We start from the raw sequence: 14649 nt of genomic DNA on the forward strand, positions 1-14649 counted from the left end.
TTCCTCCGTCCCTTGCGCGGCCAGTCGGGAGGCTCCCGCCGGTCGTCTTGTCGGGAAGGCTAGGTCCGGTCCACCGATGCTTGCCACATCTGATCGGTGGTGCCTCCATAACTCCACGGAATAGGGGGTACGGGATGCGGCCAGCGCTGAAGCTCCGCGAGCTGGAGCTGTTCCGAGCGGTGATGACCAGCGGCACGGTGAGCGGAGCCGCGCGCACGCTTCAATTGTCCCAGCCCGGCGCGAGCAAGTTGCTGCGCCGCCTGGAGGACCAGATCGGATTTCCGCTTTTCACCCGCTCCGGCGGACGGCTGCGCCCTACCGTCGAGGCCGACCAGCTTCACCGGGAGGTGGAGAAGGTCTTTCGCAGCATCTCGGTCGTGGAGCGCTTCGCGCAGGACATGCGCTTGTCCCAGGCCGGCGTGATCACCGTCGCCTGCACGCCGAGCCTCTCCTACACGCTGCTGCCACCCGCAGTGGCCCGCTTCCGCGCGACGCGCCCCAACGTGCGCGTCTGGATCGAGATCACCACCGCCCGCCGTGCCGTGGAGGAGGTCGGCGACCGCCAGGTGGACCTCGCCCTTGTCTACACCGGAGAGGACACGCCGCGCGTGCGCTCCCGACCGTTGTTCCAGTCTGACCTGGTCTGCGTCATGCCATCAGATCACCGGCTGGCCCGCCTGCGCAGCGTCACGAGCGCGCAGCTTGCCGACCAGACCTTGATCGCGAATGTCCGCAACGACCGCTTGTCGGAACTGCTCACCAGCGCCTTCCGCAGCCAGGGTATCGGACAGGAGGTGATGATCGGCGTGAACCACACCAACGCGGCCTGCGCCCTGGTGCGGGAAGGTGCTGGACTGGCCCTCGTCGAGGATTGGGCGGTGGGTCCCTTCTTTCCCGATCTCGTACGGTTGCCCCTGCGCCCGCGCGTGCGGCTGACGCCGCGCCTCGTCTGGTCCGCGGAGGCACCCCTCTCCCGCGTTGCCCGGGCCTTCGCGGCCGAGTTGGAACGGGCTGTGCTCGTGCGAGAGAGAACGCTCAGCCCCTGAGCCCTACCGCGGCAGCCGGGCAGACCGGCGCAAGGTCAGCGCGCCCGGCAGAATCAGGGACTCGTCGGGCAAAGCGGGGTCGGCGATCCGGTCCGTCAGCAGGTCCAGGCTACGACGCACCATCAGGGCGAGCGGTTGTTGCACCGTCGTCAGGGAGTACGACGGCCGCCCGGACGCCGTGACGTCGTCGAAGCCGACGACCGAGACCTCGGCCGGCACACGAACGCCCAGGTCGCGGAACGCGTCCAGCACCCCCATGGCCATGATGTCGTTCAATGCGAAGACGGCGTCCGGCCGCTCCGCCGCGTCGATCGCCGCGAGGGTGCAGCCGGCTGCATAGCCGCCGTCATGGGTCGAGCTCCCTTCCAGTTCCAGGGCGATGCTCAACCCGTCGGCCGCCAAGCCCTCGCGGAAGCCTCTCTCCCGCTCATCCGTGGTGGAGACGCCGACGGTGCCGCGCAGGATCGCCGGACGACGGTGGCCGCCGGCGGCCAGGAAGGCAGCGACCGCCCGCCCACCGTCTGCATTGTCACAGGAAACGGAGCAGCCATGCCGCCGTGCCACGCGGTTCACCATGACCACCGGCACGCTCCGCGCCGCGCAGACGTCGGACGCACGGGAGGTCAGCTCGGCCGAAGCGATGAGGCAGCCATCCACCTGGTAGTGCAGCAGGGCGTCGGCGGTCGTTTCCTCGATCGGGCCGGGCCCGACATGCACGATCAGCACCCGCAGGCCGCGCTCCGCCGCCTGGGCGACGACCTGCTCCAGCAGCTCTGCATAAAAGGGGTTCTGCACGGAGGAGAGGACGAGCCCCACGAGGTTGCTGCGCCCACCCGACAAGGTCCGGGCGAGGGCGTTGGGCATGTAGCCGGCATGGCCGGCCAGCTCAGCGATCCGCTGGCGCACGGCCGGCGAGATGCGGGGGTCGTTCTTCAGCGCGCGGGAAACGGTGGAGACGGCAACGCCGGCCACGCGCGCGAGGGTCCGGACCGTGGGGCGGGGCGCGGGTCGGTCGCCCGGCGGGGTGTCCATGGTGCTCTTCTACCCCAGCCCTGCGCAGGTGGCACCGCGACCGTTGCAGACTTGCGCAAACGTGTGCATGATCCCCGGAACGAAGCCGGGCGACAGGCCTGACGAGGGGAGCGGCCATTGAGGAATCGGGCCTTCACCGAAGCCGGATGCCGGCTGCGCGCATGAGCGCCGACCGTCCGAGAACCCTGTTCGAGAAGATTTGGGACCGCCACCGAATCCTGGAGCGCGAGGACGGGCAGGTCCTTCTCTTCGTGGATCGGCACCTCATCCATGACGGCACGGCGCCGGCCTTCGTGACGTTGCGCCAGCGCGGCATCGCGCCGCGCGCGCCGGACCGCATCTTCGCGACGCCGGACCATTACGTGCCCACCGACACGCGGGAGACGGCGGAGATCCCGGATCCCGAGCGCCGCGGCATGGTCGAGGCGCTGGAGCGCGACACGGCGGAGCACGGCATCACCCTCTTCGGCCTGAAGGACCGCCGCCAGGGCATCGTGCACGTGATCGGGCCGGAGGAGGGGCTCACGCAGCCCGGGCTGATCATCGTCTGCCCCGACAGCCACACCTCGACCCACGGCGCGCTGGGCGCGCTCGCCTTCGGGATAGGCATGACCGAAGCGACGCATGTGCTCGCCACGCAGACCCTTTGGCAGCGGGTGCCGAAGGCGATGCGGATCACCGTATCAGGAGCGCTCGGCCCTGGGGTCGGCGCGAAGGACGTGATCCTCGCCATCATCGCGAAGATCGGCACCGCGGGCGCGACGGGGCACGTCATCGAGTATGCCGGCCCCGCCATCACCGGCCTGTCCATGGAGGGTCGCCTGACCCTCTGCAACATGTCCATCGAAGCGGGCGCGCGCGCCGGCATGGTGGCCCCCGACGAGACGACCTACGCCTACCTGGCCGGACGTCCCTACGCGCCGAAGGGGGCGGAGTGGGACGCTGCGGTGGCCCGCTGGCGCGCCCTGCCGAGCGACCCGGGTGCCGCCTTCGATGCAGAAGTGGAGCTGGACGGCGACGCCATCGAGCCGATGGTCACCTGGGGCACCTCCCCCCAGGACGCGCTCCCCATCACCGGCCGGGTTCCCGATCCGGCCGCGACCGTGGATGCCGAGCGCCGCGACGCCGTGGCGCGCGCCCTGGACTACATGGGTCTGGTGCCAGGCACGCCGCTGTCGGACATCCCCGTCGACCGGGTCTTCATCGGATCCTGCACCAATGGCCGGATCGAGGACCTGCGGGAGGCCGCCGCCGTCGCGCGCGGCCGCCGGGTGGCGCCGCAGGTCCAGGCCTGGGTCGTGCCGGGCTCCGGCCTCGTGAAAGAGCAGGCGGAGGCGGAGGGGCTGCACCGTGTTTTCCTGGAGGCCGGCTTCCAGTGGCGGGAGGCCGGGTGCTCCATGTGCCTCGGCACGAACGGGGAGATCGTGGCGCCGGGGCAGCGCTGCGCCTCCACCTCCAACCGCAACTTCGTCGGGCGCCAGGGGCCGAAGGCGCGCACCCACCTGATGGGCCCCGCCATGGCGGCCGCCGCCGCGGTTACCGGCCGCCTGACCGACATCCGGCGGCTGGGGGGCTGAGGATGGAGCCGTTCCGCCGCATCGACGCGGTCGCCTTGCCGATCGCGCGGCCCAACGTGGACACGGACCAGATCACGCCCGGGCGGTTCCTCCACAAGCCTCGCTCGGACAATCACGGGACCTACCTTTTCCACGATATCCGGCGTCTGGCGGATGGCTCTCCGGACCCGGACTTCCCGCTGAACCAGCCGGCCTATGACGGCGCGCAGGTGATCGTGGCGGAGCACAACTTCGCCTGTGGCTCCTCGCGGGAGAACGCGGTCTGGGCCCTGCACGATCACGGCTTCCGCGCCGCGATCGCCCCGAGCTTCGGCGACATCTTTGCCTCCAACGGCCTGAAGAACGGCCTGTTGCCCGTGCGCCTGCCGGCGGAGGTCGTGGCCGCGCTGCTGGAGACGCTGGCGGCCGAGCCCGGTTCCCGCGTGCAGGTGGACCTGGAGAGCCAGACGGTCACCCTGCCCGATGGCAGCGTGCATCCCTTCGAAATCGACCCCTTCGCCCGCCACTGCCTGCTGAACGGCATCGACGAGCTCGCCTACACGCAGGAGCTGGCGCCGGAGATCGACGCCTTCATGGCCCGCTACGGCCGCGAGAACCGCTGAGGAATGTCCCGTTGAAGATCCTTGTCCTACCCGGCGACGGCATCGGCCCCGAGGTGACGGCACAGGCGGTGAAGGCCCTGCGCGCCGTGGCCGCGAACGGACCGCAGTTCGAGATCACCGAGGCCCTGATCGGCGACGCAGCCCTTCACGCCGGCGGCGATCCCCTGCCCGATGCCACGCTGGACGCAGCGCGTCGCGCAGACGGCATCCTGTTCGGTGCCGCCGGCACCTATGAGACCGACCTATTACCTCCGGAGAAGCGCGGGGGCCACGGGCTGCTGCGGCTGCGCAAGGCGCTCGACCTCTACGCCAACTTCCGGCCCGTCTTCGCCTTCCCGGAACTGCTGGGTGCCTCGACCCTGCGGCGGGAGGTGGTAGAGGGCGTGGACCTCATCGTGCTGCGGGAGCTGACGGGGGACATCTACTTCGGCACCCCACGCGGCGTGCATCGGGACGAGTCCGGACAGCGCTACGGCGTCAACACCATGCACTACACGGAGGCGGAGATCCGGCGGATTGCGCATGCCGGCTTCAGCGCGGCGCGCGGGCGCCGGAAGAAGCTCTGCTCCGTGGACAAGGCGAACGTGCTGGAGACGAGCGCGCTGTGGCGCGAGGTCGTGACGGAGGTCGGTGCCGAATACCCCGACGTGGAGCTGAGCCACCTCTACGTGGATGCGGCGTCCATGCACCTGATCCGTCGTCCCAAGGACTTCGACGTGATTGTCACGGGCAACATCTTCGGTGACATCCTGTCCGACGCGGCGGCGATGCTCACGGGCTCGATCGGCATGCTGCCCTCCGCCTCCATCGGCCCGACCGGAAGCGGGCTCTATGAGCCCGTGCACGGCTCCGCCCCCGACATCGCAGGGCAGGACATCGCCAATCCGTTGGCCTCGATCCTGTCGGCCGCGATGATGCTGCGGCACTCCCTGAAGCAGGAAGAAGCCGCACGCGCGATCGAATCCGCCGTGCGGCACGTCCTCGCGGAGGGCTACCGGACCGCAGACATCGTGGAGAGCGGCGCCCGGCGCGTCGGCACGCAGGAGATGGGCGACGCGGTCGCCGCGGCCGTGTCTCGATACCGGCACTAACGCGGCCCCGGCACGACCGGCGCATCGAGGGGAGGAGAAGAACATGATCCGGACGAACCGCCGCGCCATGATCGGTGCGGGCCTGGCATCGCCTTTCCTCGGGCGCGGTGCCCTGGCGCAAGCCTGGCCGACGCGGCCGGTCCGCTTCATCGTCTCCTTCGCCGCCGGCGGCGCCGCCGACACCGTGGCCCGGGCCTTCGGCGCACGACTGGGGGAAATCCTCGGCCAGTCCATCGTCGTGGAGAACCGCACGGGCGGCAACGCGCTGGTCGCGGCCAACGCCACCCTGCAGGCACCGGCGGACGGCTACACCTTCCTCGTGGATGCGGCCAACCAGGTCACCAATCCCCGACTGATGGCGAACCTGCCCTTCGACTACCGCACCGCCTTCGCGCCGATCGCGCAGTTCGTGAACTTCCCGCAGGTGGTCGCGGTGAAGCAGGATTTTCCGGCCCGCACGATCCAGGAGTACATCGCCCATGCAAGGGCGAACCCTGCGACGGTGAGCTACGGCACGCCGCCCACGGCCGGGACGGGACATCTGGCCGGCGAATTGCTGCAGCAGCGCGCCGGCATCCGGCTGATCCACGCGGGGTACCGGGGCGGGGCGGACGCGGCGCGCGATATCGCGGCGGGGTCCGTGGACTCGGTGATCATCACCACCTCCTCCGTCAGGCCGCCGGTCGCCGCCGGACGGGCGCGCGTTCTGGCCGTCACCAGCGCCGCGCGCACCGCCGCCTTTCCCGACGCGCCGACGCTGATCGAAGTCGGGATGGAGGGCTTCGACATCAGCGACTGGAGCGGCCTTTTCGCTGCTGCGTCGACCCCGCGCCCGATCATCGAGCGGGTCTCCGCCGCGGTCATGGAGGCGGCGCGCGACGAGGGCGTGCGCGGCCGGCTCGGCCCGCTCGGCGCGGAGATGGTCGGCAGCAGTATGCCGGACTTCGCCGCTTTCCTGGAGCGGCAGCGAGTCCTGCTGACGAAGGTGATCGACGACGGGAACATCACCATCAGTTAGGTGGCATGGAGGAACTGGAGGGCGCGCGGCCGAGCCTGGCCGGAGGGTCCAACCGCGCTGATCCAGACGTGAGTTCGGGGCTTGGCAGCGTCGTCACGGTCGGTGGGTGGTCCCTCGAGCCCTTGATGATCGCGCCGAGCCTCTCTCGTGACGGGGGCCGCCATGCCTGCCGCCCGGTGTTTCGAAGGGGCGTCGAGCAGGCCCGCAGCCGAAGACAGGTTCGGGCCGCCTTCCCGGCACGGGCTTGATCTCCCGGCCCAGCCTGATGCGGTATGCGGCCCGGGGTGATGGCCGCCCGGGAGAACCCTTGCATGTTACGGCGCAATCTCATCCTCGCTGCCCCGGCGCTCCCGCTCGCCATGGCAGTGGGAGCCCAGACGACCTGGCGCCCGGCCCGGCCCATCCGCTTCGTCGTGCCCTTTCCGCCAGGCGGCACCACCGACATCCTCGGGCGCCTCGCCGCGCGCGAGATGGAACGCGCCTTCGGCAGCCCCGTGGTCGTCGAGAACCGCCCGGGTGCCGGCGGCGTCATCGGCTCGGACGCTGTCGCGAAGGCGGCACCCGACGGCACCACGATTCTCCTCTCGAACATCGCCTCTGGCGCCATCGCGCCCGCGGTCTCCCGCAACGTCCCGTATGACCCGATTCGGGATTTCACTCCGGTCGGCCTCATCGCCGCGGTCCCGAGCGGCATCGCGGTCGCGGCCGACGGTCCGCTGCGGACCATGGCTGACCTCATCGCCAAGGCGCGGGCGGGCAATGCCCGCTTCGGTTCCACAGGCATCGGCACGTCCAGCCATGTCAAGCTGGAGCTGCTCAATCGCGCCGCCGGCGTCTCCATCCTCCATGTTCCCTACCGCGGTTCCGCGCCGGCGGTGGCGGATGTCATCGGCGGCCAGTTGGACGGTCTTATCGCCGCCGTCCCGGACATCGGGAACAACGACCGACTCAGGCTGCTAGCCGTGACGACGCCCGAGCGGGCCGCGCGCTGGCCACAGGTCCCAAGCGTGCGCGAACTGGACTTCGAGAGCCTCGTCGCGACGAACTGGTTCGGCATCTCCGGCCCGGCCGGCCTGCCGCCCGAGGCGGCCCAGGCCATGAACGCGGCCCTCGTCGCGGGCATTAACACGCCTGCCATGACGGAGCGCCTCGCCGAGCTCGGCGCGCCGCCGAACCGCATGACATCAGCCGAGTACGCCGCGCTCATCGCGTCCGAAGTCCCGCGCTGGGCCGAGATCGCGCGCAGCGCCAACATCCGGTCGGAGTAGTCCCTCGCCATGCCTGATTTCGACCGCACCGGCACCCTACCCCGCCTGATCACGGCCGACTGCCTCTGGACCGGCCGCTGCATCCCGAGTTCCGTTCCCGGCCTGCACGCCCATTACGCCTTCTACGTGCTCCGTGGCCGCGATGCGGTCGTGCTGGTTGACACGGGCCACCCCATGCACTGGGAGGATGTCCGGGCGGATGTGGAGGCGTTCCTCGATGGCCGCCCGGTGGACTACGTCTTCCCCACGCATTCCGAGCTGCCGCATTCCGGCCTGCTCCGGGCCTGGCTCGAGCGCTATCCCGGTGCGGTCGCGGTCGGGGACATGCGGGACTGGCCGCTTTACCTCCCGGACCTCGCGCACCGGTTCCGCCATGTCGTTGCCGGCGAATCCCTCGACCTCGGCGATCGCCGCTTCGTCTTCCTGCCCCCGGTCTGGCGGGACCTCCCGGACACGCTCTGGGCCTTCGATACGAAGGACCGGATCCTCTTCCTGTCCGACGCCTGCGCCTACTTCCACGCCCATGTGCCCGGGCAGTGCGACCATTTCTCCTCGGAGATCGCGCCGCCGGACGTCGCGATCATGCGCGACTTCAACGACAAGGCCCTGCACTGGCCGAAGTTCACGGACAGCCGGCCCTCTTTCCCTGAGATGGATGAGCTGATCGCGCGCCTCCGCCCGCGGCTCCTCGCCGGAGCGCATGGCTGCGTCGTGGATACGCCCGCGGAGACCCTGCCCGCCTTCAAGCGGGGCATCCTGCCGGAAGGGCTGGACGCGTGACGGAGACGGAAGGTCTCGCCGAGATCGCTCCCGGCACGCTCTGGGCGCTGGGGGGCTGGCTGCGGATGGAGGAGGCGCCGGTGTCCTGGATCCCGCTTCAGGCCCGGGGCTGGCTTCCCGTCCAGGGTTATGCGCTCCGGGATGGTTCCTCCTGGCTCATGGTGGACACGGGCCTTGCCGTGCATTGGCCCCTCGTCGCCGAGGGGGTGCGGCGGACCTCCGCCGGCTGCGGCGAACGCCGCCTTATCACCACGCGGCGCGAGCAGGATTGCATGAACGGCATCCCCGCCCTCGTCCGGGAGTTCGGGCTGCGGGAGGTCCTCTACGCCGGCGTGCTCAATCCGCTCGACTTCTACGAGGGCGTGGAGGAGGCCGAGGCGGCCGGCCGGATCGAGGCGAACGGCGTCGCCGCGACCCGCATCGCCCCTGGCGTCGTGACCCGGATCGGCACGCTGGAACTGGAGGTTCTGCGGACGGAGCTGCGGCTGCTCGCGACGAACTGGTTCTATGAGCGGCGCACGCGAACCCTGTTCACCTCGGACGCCTTCGCCTTCCTGGCGCGGGCCGAGCCGGGGATGTCGCGCCTCCGCAGCCCGGGCGAGCCGCCGATGCGGGCCGAGGAGGCCGCATCGTTCCTCTCGGCGAAGATGGATTGGCTGATCGGGGTGGATCCTGCGCCCGTCATCGCCGACCTCGACCGCATCCAGGAGGGCTGGCCGGCCGAGCGGATCTGCCCGGGCTTCGGGCTCGTCATCGAGGGTCCGGCCGCCGTCGCCGAGGCGTTCGACGTCGTGCGCGACGCCCTCCGCCGCCTCGGTGGCCGACCTCGCCGCCCCTGGAGCCTTCCCGCGGGGCTCGACGAGGTGCTTGGATGATCCGGCCCGGCACCGCCTTCCGGCGCCACCTCGCCTCGGGCGGCATCGCCCTCGGCAGCAATGCCCGCTTCTCCCGCTCGCCGGAGATCGGACCGATCCTCGCGGCCTGTGGCTTCCAATGGCTCATGCTGGATTTCGAGCACGCGCCCGCCGCGCCGCACCTCGCGGGCGATGCCGCGCTCGGTGCGATCCGTTCGGGGCTGCTGCCTCTTGCCCGGCCGCGCTCGCATGACCCGGCGGAGATCGCGGGGCTGCTCACCGGCGGCGCGCTCGGGGTGGTCGTGCCGCATGTCGAGACAGCAGAGCAGGCCGCATCGGTGGCCCGTGCGGCCCGCTTCGCGCCGCGGGGCGCCCTTTCCGTCCCCGGCACGCTCCCGCATTTCGGCTACCACCTCTCGCTTCGCGAGGCGTGCGAGGTCTTCAACGAGGAGGTCGTTGTTCTCGTCATGATTGAGAGCGCGCGGGCGCTCTCGAACCTCGACGCCATCGCCTCCGCTCCCGGGGTGGACGGCCTCTTCATCGGCGCATCGGACCTGCTTTGGGACCTCGGGCTGCCAGGACGCTACGACGCGCCAGAACTCCTGGCCGCCGTCGAGGCCGTCTGCGAGGCCGCGCGCCGTCGGGGTCTCTTCGCGGGCATGGGCGGGCCGAGGGAGGAGGGACCTTGGCGCGGGTTCCTCCGCGCCGGAATGCGCGTTGTGCTGACAGAGAACGACCTGTCGCTGCTGATGCGCGGCGCCCGCGAGCGCCACACCTTCTTTGAGGGAGTGGCCTCAGCGCTCGAGCGATAGCGCCCCTTGGTCCGGCGTATCCCGCCACTCCGCGAAGGGTGGGGACGGCGCCACCCTCCCCTCCCGCAGCACGGAGAGCCAGACGCCGGCGGCGCGCACGAAGGGGTTCACGCCCCGCGGCCAGATGATGAGACTCAGCGCCTCCGCGAGCTTCGGTTCCGGCACCCCCTCGGCGTAGGCCGCAGCGAGTTCGATGCGCAGCGGCCAGTCTGCGTCGCGGGCGGCGTGGATGGACGCGAGCGCCAGCCGCGCCACACCCGGTGGTAGGCCTGTTCCGAGCGCTGCCGTACCCTTGAGGTACGCCGTCGCCGGATCCATCCCCGGGAAGTGTCGTCCCCAATCAGTGTCGAGAAAGCGCCAGACCTCCGCGCCGGATGCCCAGGCCGAGAGGCGGAACAGCGACGCCGCCATCTCACCGTTCCCGCCCGCCGCGTGGAACGCACGGACGTGGTGCGTGCCGACCCCCTCGCCGAGGGTTGTAAGCAGCGCGATCCAGACGCATTCCCGCTCGAGTTCGGAAAGATGCCGCCGGTCCAGCGTGAGTGCACGGTAGGTGGTCCGGTATGCCGTGTGCAGCTCCGGAAGAGCGGCGGCGAGGAGACCGTGATGCGGCAGGACGTAGCCCCGCTCGTCCCGCAGCGCGTCCAGCACCGCGCGCACGCCAGCCGTGGACCTGTCGAGCGCCATGACGCAGGATGGTCCCGCCCGCGGCCCTCCCGGTCAAGCCGCGGCAGGGAAACAGCCGTGATCCGCAGACGCGACGCTCTCGCCCTCGCGCCAGCCCTGTTGGCACGACCCGCCGCCGCGCAGGGCAGTTGGGCGCCCTCCCGCCCCGTCACCCTCCTTGTGCCCTTTCCGCCGGGCGGCGCGACTGATCTCTGCGCCCGCGCCGTCCAGCCAGGGCTCACGGGCCTTCTCGGACAGCCTGTGGTCGTGGAAAACCGGCCCGGAGCAACGGGCGTGACGGGTACGCGCTACGTCGCGGGCCTTCCCGGAGACGGGCACGTCCTACTTTTCAATGCGTCCGGCACTATGACGATTCAGCCCCTCGTCATGGCGCGCCCCGGCTTCGACCCAGTGCGTGACCTGAAGGCGGTGACGCTCGCGATGTCCGCACCGAATGTCGTCGCGGTTCATCCGGGCCTCCCCGTCCGGACGGTCGGCGAACTCCAGGAGTGGATGCTTGCGCAACGGGACGGCGTTTCCTTCGCGTCCTCCGGCGTCGGCTCGTCCGAACAACTTGGCATGGAATTGCTGCTGCTCCGCACCGGAGCCCGGGGCGTCCACGTGCCCTTCCCCGGCGGCGCACCGGCCATCACGGCCGTCATGTCCGGGCAGGTGCCCGTGACGATGGTGAACTCCGGCACCGCTGGGCCGCAGATCGCGGCGGGACAGCTGCGCGCCATCGCCGTCGCAGGACCACGCCGAATCACCGTTGCACCCGATGTTCCGACCCTTGCCGAAGCAGGCTACCCCGACCTTTTCTCGGTCTCGTGGACCGGCGTCTTCCTTCCTGCGTCCACGCCCGACCCGATCGCAGATCGGCTGAACACGGTGCTCGTCGCCGCCCTTCGCGCGCCAGAGGTGGTGGAGCGCCTTGCCCGGATCGGCTTCACCGTCGAGGCCTCTTCGCGGGAGGATCTCACGCGCCTTGCCGCGACGGACCTGGCGCGGTGGCGTGGTGTTGTTCGCGACGCTCAGATCAAGGTGAACTAGCGCCTGCACAGGCTGCCCGTCGCGTAGGTCGTTGCAACCCAACGACCGCTGCCGTCACGAAGCGGAAGATTTCACTGCCTCGCGCTGTCACAGCGAACGAGCTCATTTTGTCGCCGGAGCTGCTCATCCCGACAGTGGTGATCATTGGGCCTAGTGTCGGGTCGAGCTCCGAACTATGGTCGAGCCGTTCGGCGTCGATCTGCGGCGATAGCCCGAACTCAGATTCAAAGCATCCGCGACGAAGATCGTGTTCCACGTAAGCGCATCGGCAAATGATAAAGCCGCTATCAGTGCGCGAAGCCGGTCATCCACCATGCTGGTGGAGGTACTCTTCAGGACCCGGCCGGGTTGTCCGGCAGCGACCGACTCTCCCGCGTCTTGAGACGCAGTACCATAGGCGCTGAGGGGTTTCACGGCCGAGTTCGGGATGGGATCGGGTGTGGCAACCTCGCTGTAGCCACCGGACGACCGGGCCGGGTCCTGATGAGAAGGATCCAGATTGGTCAGCGGTTCTGAAGCTGTCTCTGACGCGGTTTGATGCTGCGTGCGGTGCCCGAAGGATTGGGCGCCTGGCAGACGGTGTGATTGAAATTCGATCGGGCGATTAGGACCGCTCGGCTGCATGTCTTACGACACTTCCACCTGCGGCCTATCGACGTGCTGGTCTTGCACGGCCCTTGGGGAGACCTCGTCTTGAGGCTGGTTTCCCGCTTAGATGCCTTCAGCGGTTATCCGTTCCGCACTTGGCTACCCGGCGATGCGGCTGGCGCCACAACCGGTGCACCAGAGGTGCGTCCTTCCCGGTCCTCTCGTACTAGGGAAAGATCCTCTCAAGTCTCCAACACCCATGGCAGATAGGGACCGAACTGTCTCACGACGTTCTAAACCCAGCTCACGTACCGCTTTAATCGGCGAACAGCCGAACCCTTGGGACCTGCTCCAGCCCCGGGATGCGATGAGCCGACATCGAGGTGCCAAACCTCCCCGTCGATGTGGACTCTTGGGGGAGATCAGCCTGTTATCCCTAGAGTACCTTTTATCCGTTGAGCGATGGCCCTTCCACGCGGGACCACCGGATCACTAAGGCCGACTTTCGTCTCTGCTCGCGCTGTCGCGCTCGCAGTCAGGCGGGCTTGTGCCTTTGCACTCAACAGCCGATGTCCGACCGGCCTGAGCCCACCATCGCGCGCCTCCGTTACACTTTGGGAGGCGACCGCCCCAGTCAAACTGCCCACCAGGCAGGGTCCCGATCCCGGCTAACGGGATGCGGTTAGACGCCAGAAAGGCGCAGGGTGGTATTTCAAGGTTGCCTCCACCAAGGCTAGCGCCCCGGCTTCATCGGCTCCCACCTATCCTACACAGCCCCTTCCTGGCGCCACTGCCAAGCTGCAGTAAAGGTTCATAGGGTCTTTCCGTCTGACCACGGGTACCCCGCATCTTCACGGGGAATTCAATTTCGCTGAGCCCATGCTGGAGACAGTGGGGAGGTCGTTACGCCATTCGTGCAGGTCGGAACTTACCCGACAAGGAATTTCGCTACCTTAGGACCGTTATAGTTACGGCCGCCGTTTACCGGGGCTTCAGTTCAAGGCTTGCACCTCTCCCTTTAACCTTCCGGCACCGGGCAGGCGTCAGACCCTATACGTCGTCTCTCGACTTCGCAGAGCCCTGTGTTTTTACTAAACAGTCGCCACCCCCTGGTCTGTGCCACCCCACAACACTTGCGTGCCATGGGGTCCCGCTTATCCCGAAGTTACGCGGGCAATTTGCCTAGTTCCTTCAGCATGGTTCTCTCAAGCGCCTCGGTATACTCAACCAGTCCACCTGTGTCGGTTTCGGGTACGGTCCATAATCCCAGCGCTATTTCCCGGACCACTCCACCTGCCATCCCAATCCGATAAGGGATGACCGCGCTTCATGGTCGTCACGTCTGGGGGGCCAGGGAATATTCACCCTGTTTCCATCGGCTACGGCTTTCGCCCTCGCCTTAGGGGCCGGCTCACCCTGCGCGGATTGGCCTTGCGCAGGAACCCTTGGACTTTCGGCGAGAGGGGTTCTCACCCTCTTTGTCGCTACTCATGTCCGCATTCGCACTTCCCATACCTCCAGGAGCCCTCACGGGTCTCCCTTCAACGGCCTAGGGAACGCTCCGCTACCGCGTGCATCGCTGCACACCCACAGCTTCGGCTCGTGGCTTGAGCCCCGTTACATTTTCGCCGCAGAACAGCTATTAGACCAGTGAGCTATTACGCTTTCTTTAAAGGATGGCTGCTTCTAAGCCAACCTCCTGGTTGTTTTGGCCGTCCCACATGCTTTCCCACTTAGCCACGAATTAGGGGCCTTAGCTGGTGGTCTGGGCTGTTTCCCTCTCGACAATGGACCTTAGCACCCACTGTCTGTCTGCCAGGCTATACTCACCGGCATTCGGAGTTCGGTAGGGTTTGGTAGGGCTTTGGGCCCCCCTAGCCCTTCCGGTGCTCTACCTCCGGCGGTAAACACCTGACGATCTACCTCAATAGATTTCGCGGAGAACCAGCTATTTCCGAGTTTGATTGGCCTTTCACCCCTAGCCACAGCTCATCCCCGACTTTTTCAACAGGCGTGGGTTCGGCCCTCCAGTGGGTGTTACCCCACCTTCAGCCTGGCCATGGCTAGATCACTCGGTTTCGGGTCTCATGCCGGCAACTCAAGCGCCCTTGTCAGACTCGCTTTCGCTGCGCCTCCGCCTCACGGCTTAAGCTTGCTGCCAACACGAACTCGCGGACCCATTATACAAAAGGTACGCCGTCACCCTTGCGGGCTCCGACTGCTTGTAAGCGCTCGGTTTCAGGTCTCTTTCACTCCCCTCGTCGG

At 68.4% G+C, this 14649-nt stretch carries 12 protein-coding genes and 2 rRNA genes (1 of these 14 only partly in view); 10 read left to right on the forward strand and 4 right to left on the reverse strand.

Annotated features, from left to right (window positions below):
* Positions 1 to 134 precede the first annotated feature (134 nt).
* A complete protein-coding gene (locus ACP6CK_RS11235) occupies positions 135 to 1046 on the forward strand; it encodes a LysR family transcriptional regulator (RefSeq protein ID WP_426958983.1) in 912 nt (303 codons plus the stop codon).
* Between the two features lie 3 nt (positions 1047 to 1049).
* Here ACP6CK_RS11235 and ACP6CK_RS11240 read toward each other — a convergent pair whose 3' ends face one another.
* A complete protein-coding gene (locus tag ACP6CK_RS11240; protein ID WP_426958985.1) occupies positions 1050 to 2078 on the reverse strand; it encodes a LacI family DNA-binding transcriptional regulator in 1029 nt (342 codons plus the stop codon).
* A 161-nt stretch (positions 2079 to 2239) separates the two neighbouring features.
* On the opposite strand from ACP6CK_RS11240, the gene leuC reads away from it, so the two are divergent.
* From leuC to ACP6CK_RS11280, 8 genes are all read left to right on the forward strand, one after another.
* Positions 2240 to 3655 (forward strand): 3-isopropylmalate dehydratase large subunit, encoded by a 1416-nt coding sequence (gene leuC, locus ACP6CK_RS11245; protein WP_426958987.1) that lies wholly within the window; start codon positions 2240 to 2242, stop codon positions 3653 to 3655.
* Positions 3656 to 3657: 2 nt separating this feature from the next.
* Positions 3658 to 4257 (forward strand): 3-isopropylmalate dehydratase small subunit, encoded by a 600-nt coding sequence (gene leuD, locus ACP6CK_RS11250; protein ID WP_426958989.1) that lies wholly within the window; start codon positions 3658 to 3660, stop codon positions 4255 to 4257.
* A gap of 11 nt (positions 4258 to 4268) precedes the next feature.
* A complete protein-coding gene (leuB, locus tag ACP6CK_RS11255) occupies positions 4269 to 5348 on the forward strand; it encodes a 3-isopropylmalate dehydrogenase (protein ID WP_426958991.1) in 1080 nt (359 codons plus the stop codon).
* 43 nt (positions 5349 to 5391) lie between these two features.
* On the forward strand, positions 5392 to 6366 hold the full coding sequence (locus tag ACP6CK_RS11260) for a Bug family tripartite tricarboxylate transporter substrate binding protein (RefSeq protein WP_426958993.1): 975 nt from the start codon (positions 5392 to 5394) through the stop codon (positions 6364 to 6366).
* Positions 6367 to 6677: 311 nt separating this feature from the next.
* On the forward strand, positions 6678 to 7634 hold the full coding sequence (locus ACP6CK_RS11265) for a Bug family tripartite tricarboxylate transporter substrate binding protein (protein ID WP_426958995.1): 957 nt from the start codon (positions 6678 to 6680) through the stop codon (positions 7632 to 7634).
* Positions 7635 to 7643: 9 nt separating this feature from the next.
* A complete protein-coding gene (locus ACP6CK_RS11270; protein ID WP_426958997.1) occupies positions 7644 to 8414 on the forward strand; it encodes an MBL fold metallo-hydrolase in 771 nt (256 codons plus the stop codon).
* The gene (locus ACP6CK_RS11275) at positions 8411 to 9289 is read left to right on the forward strand and encodes a hypothetical protein (RefSeq protein ID WP_426958999.1); all 879 of its coding nucleotides are present in this window, start codon (positions 8411 to 8413) and stop codon (positions 9287 to 9289) included. Before ACP6CK_RS11270 ends, ACP6CK_RS11275 begins: the two co-directional genes overlap by 4 nt.
* Positions 9286 to 10080, forward strand: coding sequence for an HpcH/HpaI aldolase family protein (locus ACP6CK_RS11280; protein WP_426959001.1), 795 nt, complete (start codon positions 9286 to 9288; stop codon positions 10078 to 10080). The genes ACP6CK_RS11275 and ACP6CK_RS11280 overlap by 4 nt, the downstream gene beginning before the upstream one ends.
* On the opposite strand, the gene ACP6CK_RS11285 is transcribed toward ACP6CK_RS11280, so the two are convergent.
* Positions 10063 to 10767, reverse strand: a complete 705-nt coding sequence (locus tag ACP6CK_RS11285; protein ID WP_426959996.1) for a hypothetical protein — start codon at positions 10765 to 10767, stop codon at positions 10063 to 10065. The two genes, ACP6CK_RS11280 and ACP6CK_RS11285, sit on opposite strands and share 18 nt — an antisense overlap.
* Here ACP6CK_RS11285 and ACP6CK_RS11290 point away from each other — a divergent pair.
* On the forward strand, positions 10687 to 11796 hold the full coding sequence (locus ACP6CK_RS11290) for a Bug family tripartite tricarboxylate transporter substrate binding protein (RefSeq protein WP_426959002.1): 1110 nt from the start codon (positions 10687 to 10689) through the stop codon (positions 11794 to 11796). The genes ACP6CK_RS11285 and ACP6CK_RS11290 overlap by 81 nt on opposite strands.
* 350 nt (positions 11797 to 12146) lie before the next feature.
* On the opposite strand, the gene rrf is transcribed toward ACP6CK_RS11290, so the two are convergent.
* Positions 12147 to 12261, reverse strand: a 5S ribosomal RNA gene (gene rrf, locus ACP6CK_RS11295).
* 118 nt (positions 12262 to 12379) lie between these two features.
* Positions 12380 to 14649, reverse strand: a 23S ribosomal RNA gene (locus ACP6CK_RS11300); it runs 467 nt beyond the window's last position.

The sequence above is a fragment of the Muricoccus radiodurans genome, assembly GCF_050154705.1.
Classification (GTDB): Bacteria; Pseudomonadota; Alphaproteobacteria; order Acetobacterales; family Acetobacteraceae; genus Roseomonas; species Roseomonas radiodurans.

What these genes read in the sequence shown, in the direction of transcription:
- ACP6CK_RS11235 (WP_426958983.1), top strand. Translation starts at nt 135, where the DNA reads ATGCGGCCAGCGCTGAAGCTCCGCGAGCTGGAGCTGTTCCGAGCGGTG.
- ACP6CK_RS11240 (WP_426958985.1), bottom strand. Translation starts at nt 2,078, where the DNA reads ATGGACACCCCGCCGGGCGACCGACCCGCGCCCCGCCCCACGGTCCGG.
- leuC (WP_426958987.1), top strand. Translation starts at nt 2,240, where the DNA reads ATGAGCGCCGACCGTCCGAGAACCCTGTTCGAGAAGATTTGGGACCGC.
- leuD (WP_426958989.1), top strand. Translation starts at nt 3,658, where the DNA reads ATGGAGCCGTTCCGCCGCATCGACGCGGTCGCCTTGCCGATCGCGCGG.
- ACP6CK_RS11260 (WP_426958993.1), top strand. Translation starts at nt 5,392, where the DNA reads ATGATCCGGACGAACCGCCGCGCCATGATCGGTGCGGGCCTGGCATCG.
- ACP6CK_RS11265 (WP_426958995.1), top strand. Translation starts at nt 6,678, where the DNA reads ATGTTACGGCGCAATCTCATCCTCGCTGCCCCGGCGCTCCCGCTCGCC.
- ACP6CK_RS11270 (WP_426958997.1), top strand. Translation starts at nt 7,644, where the DNA reads ATGCCTGATTTCGACCGCACCGGCACCCTACCCCGCCTGATCACGGCC.
- ACP6CK_RS11280 (WP_426959001.1), top strand. Translation starts at nt 9,286, where the DNA reads ATGATCCGGCCCGGCACCGCCTTCCGGCGCCACCTCGCCTCGGGCGGC.
- ACP6CK_RS11290 (WP_426959002.1), top strand. Translation starts at nt 10,687, where the DNA reads ATGCGGCAGGACGTAGCCCCGCTCGTCCCGCAGCGCGTCCAGCACCGC.
- ACP6CK_RS11285 (WP_426959996.1), bottom strand. Translation starts at nt 10,767, where the DNA reads ATGGCGCTCGACAGGTCCACGGCTGGCGTGCGCGCGGTGCTGGACGCG.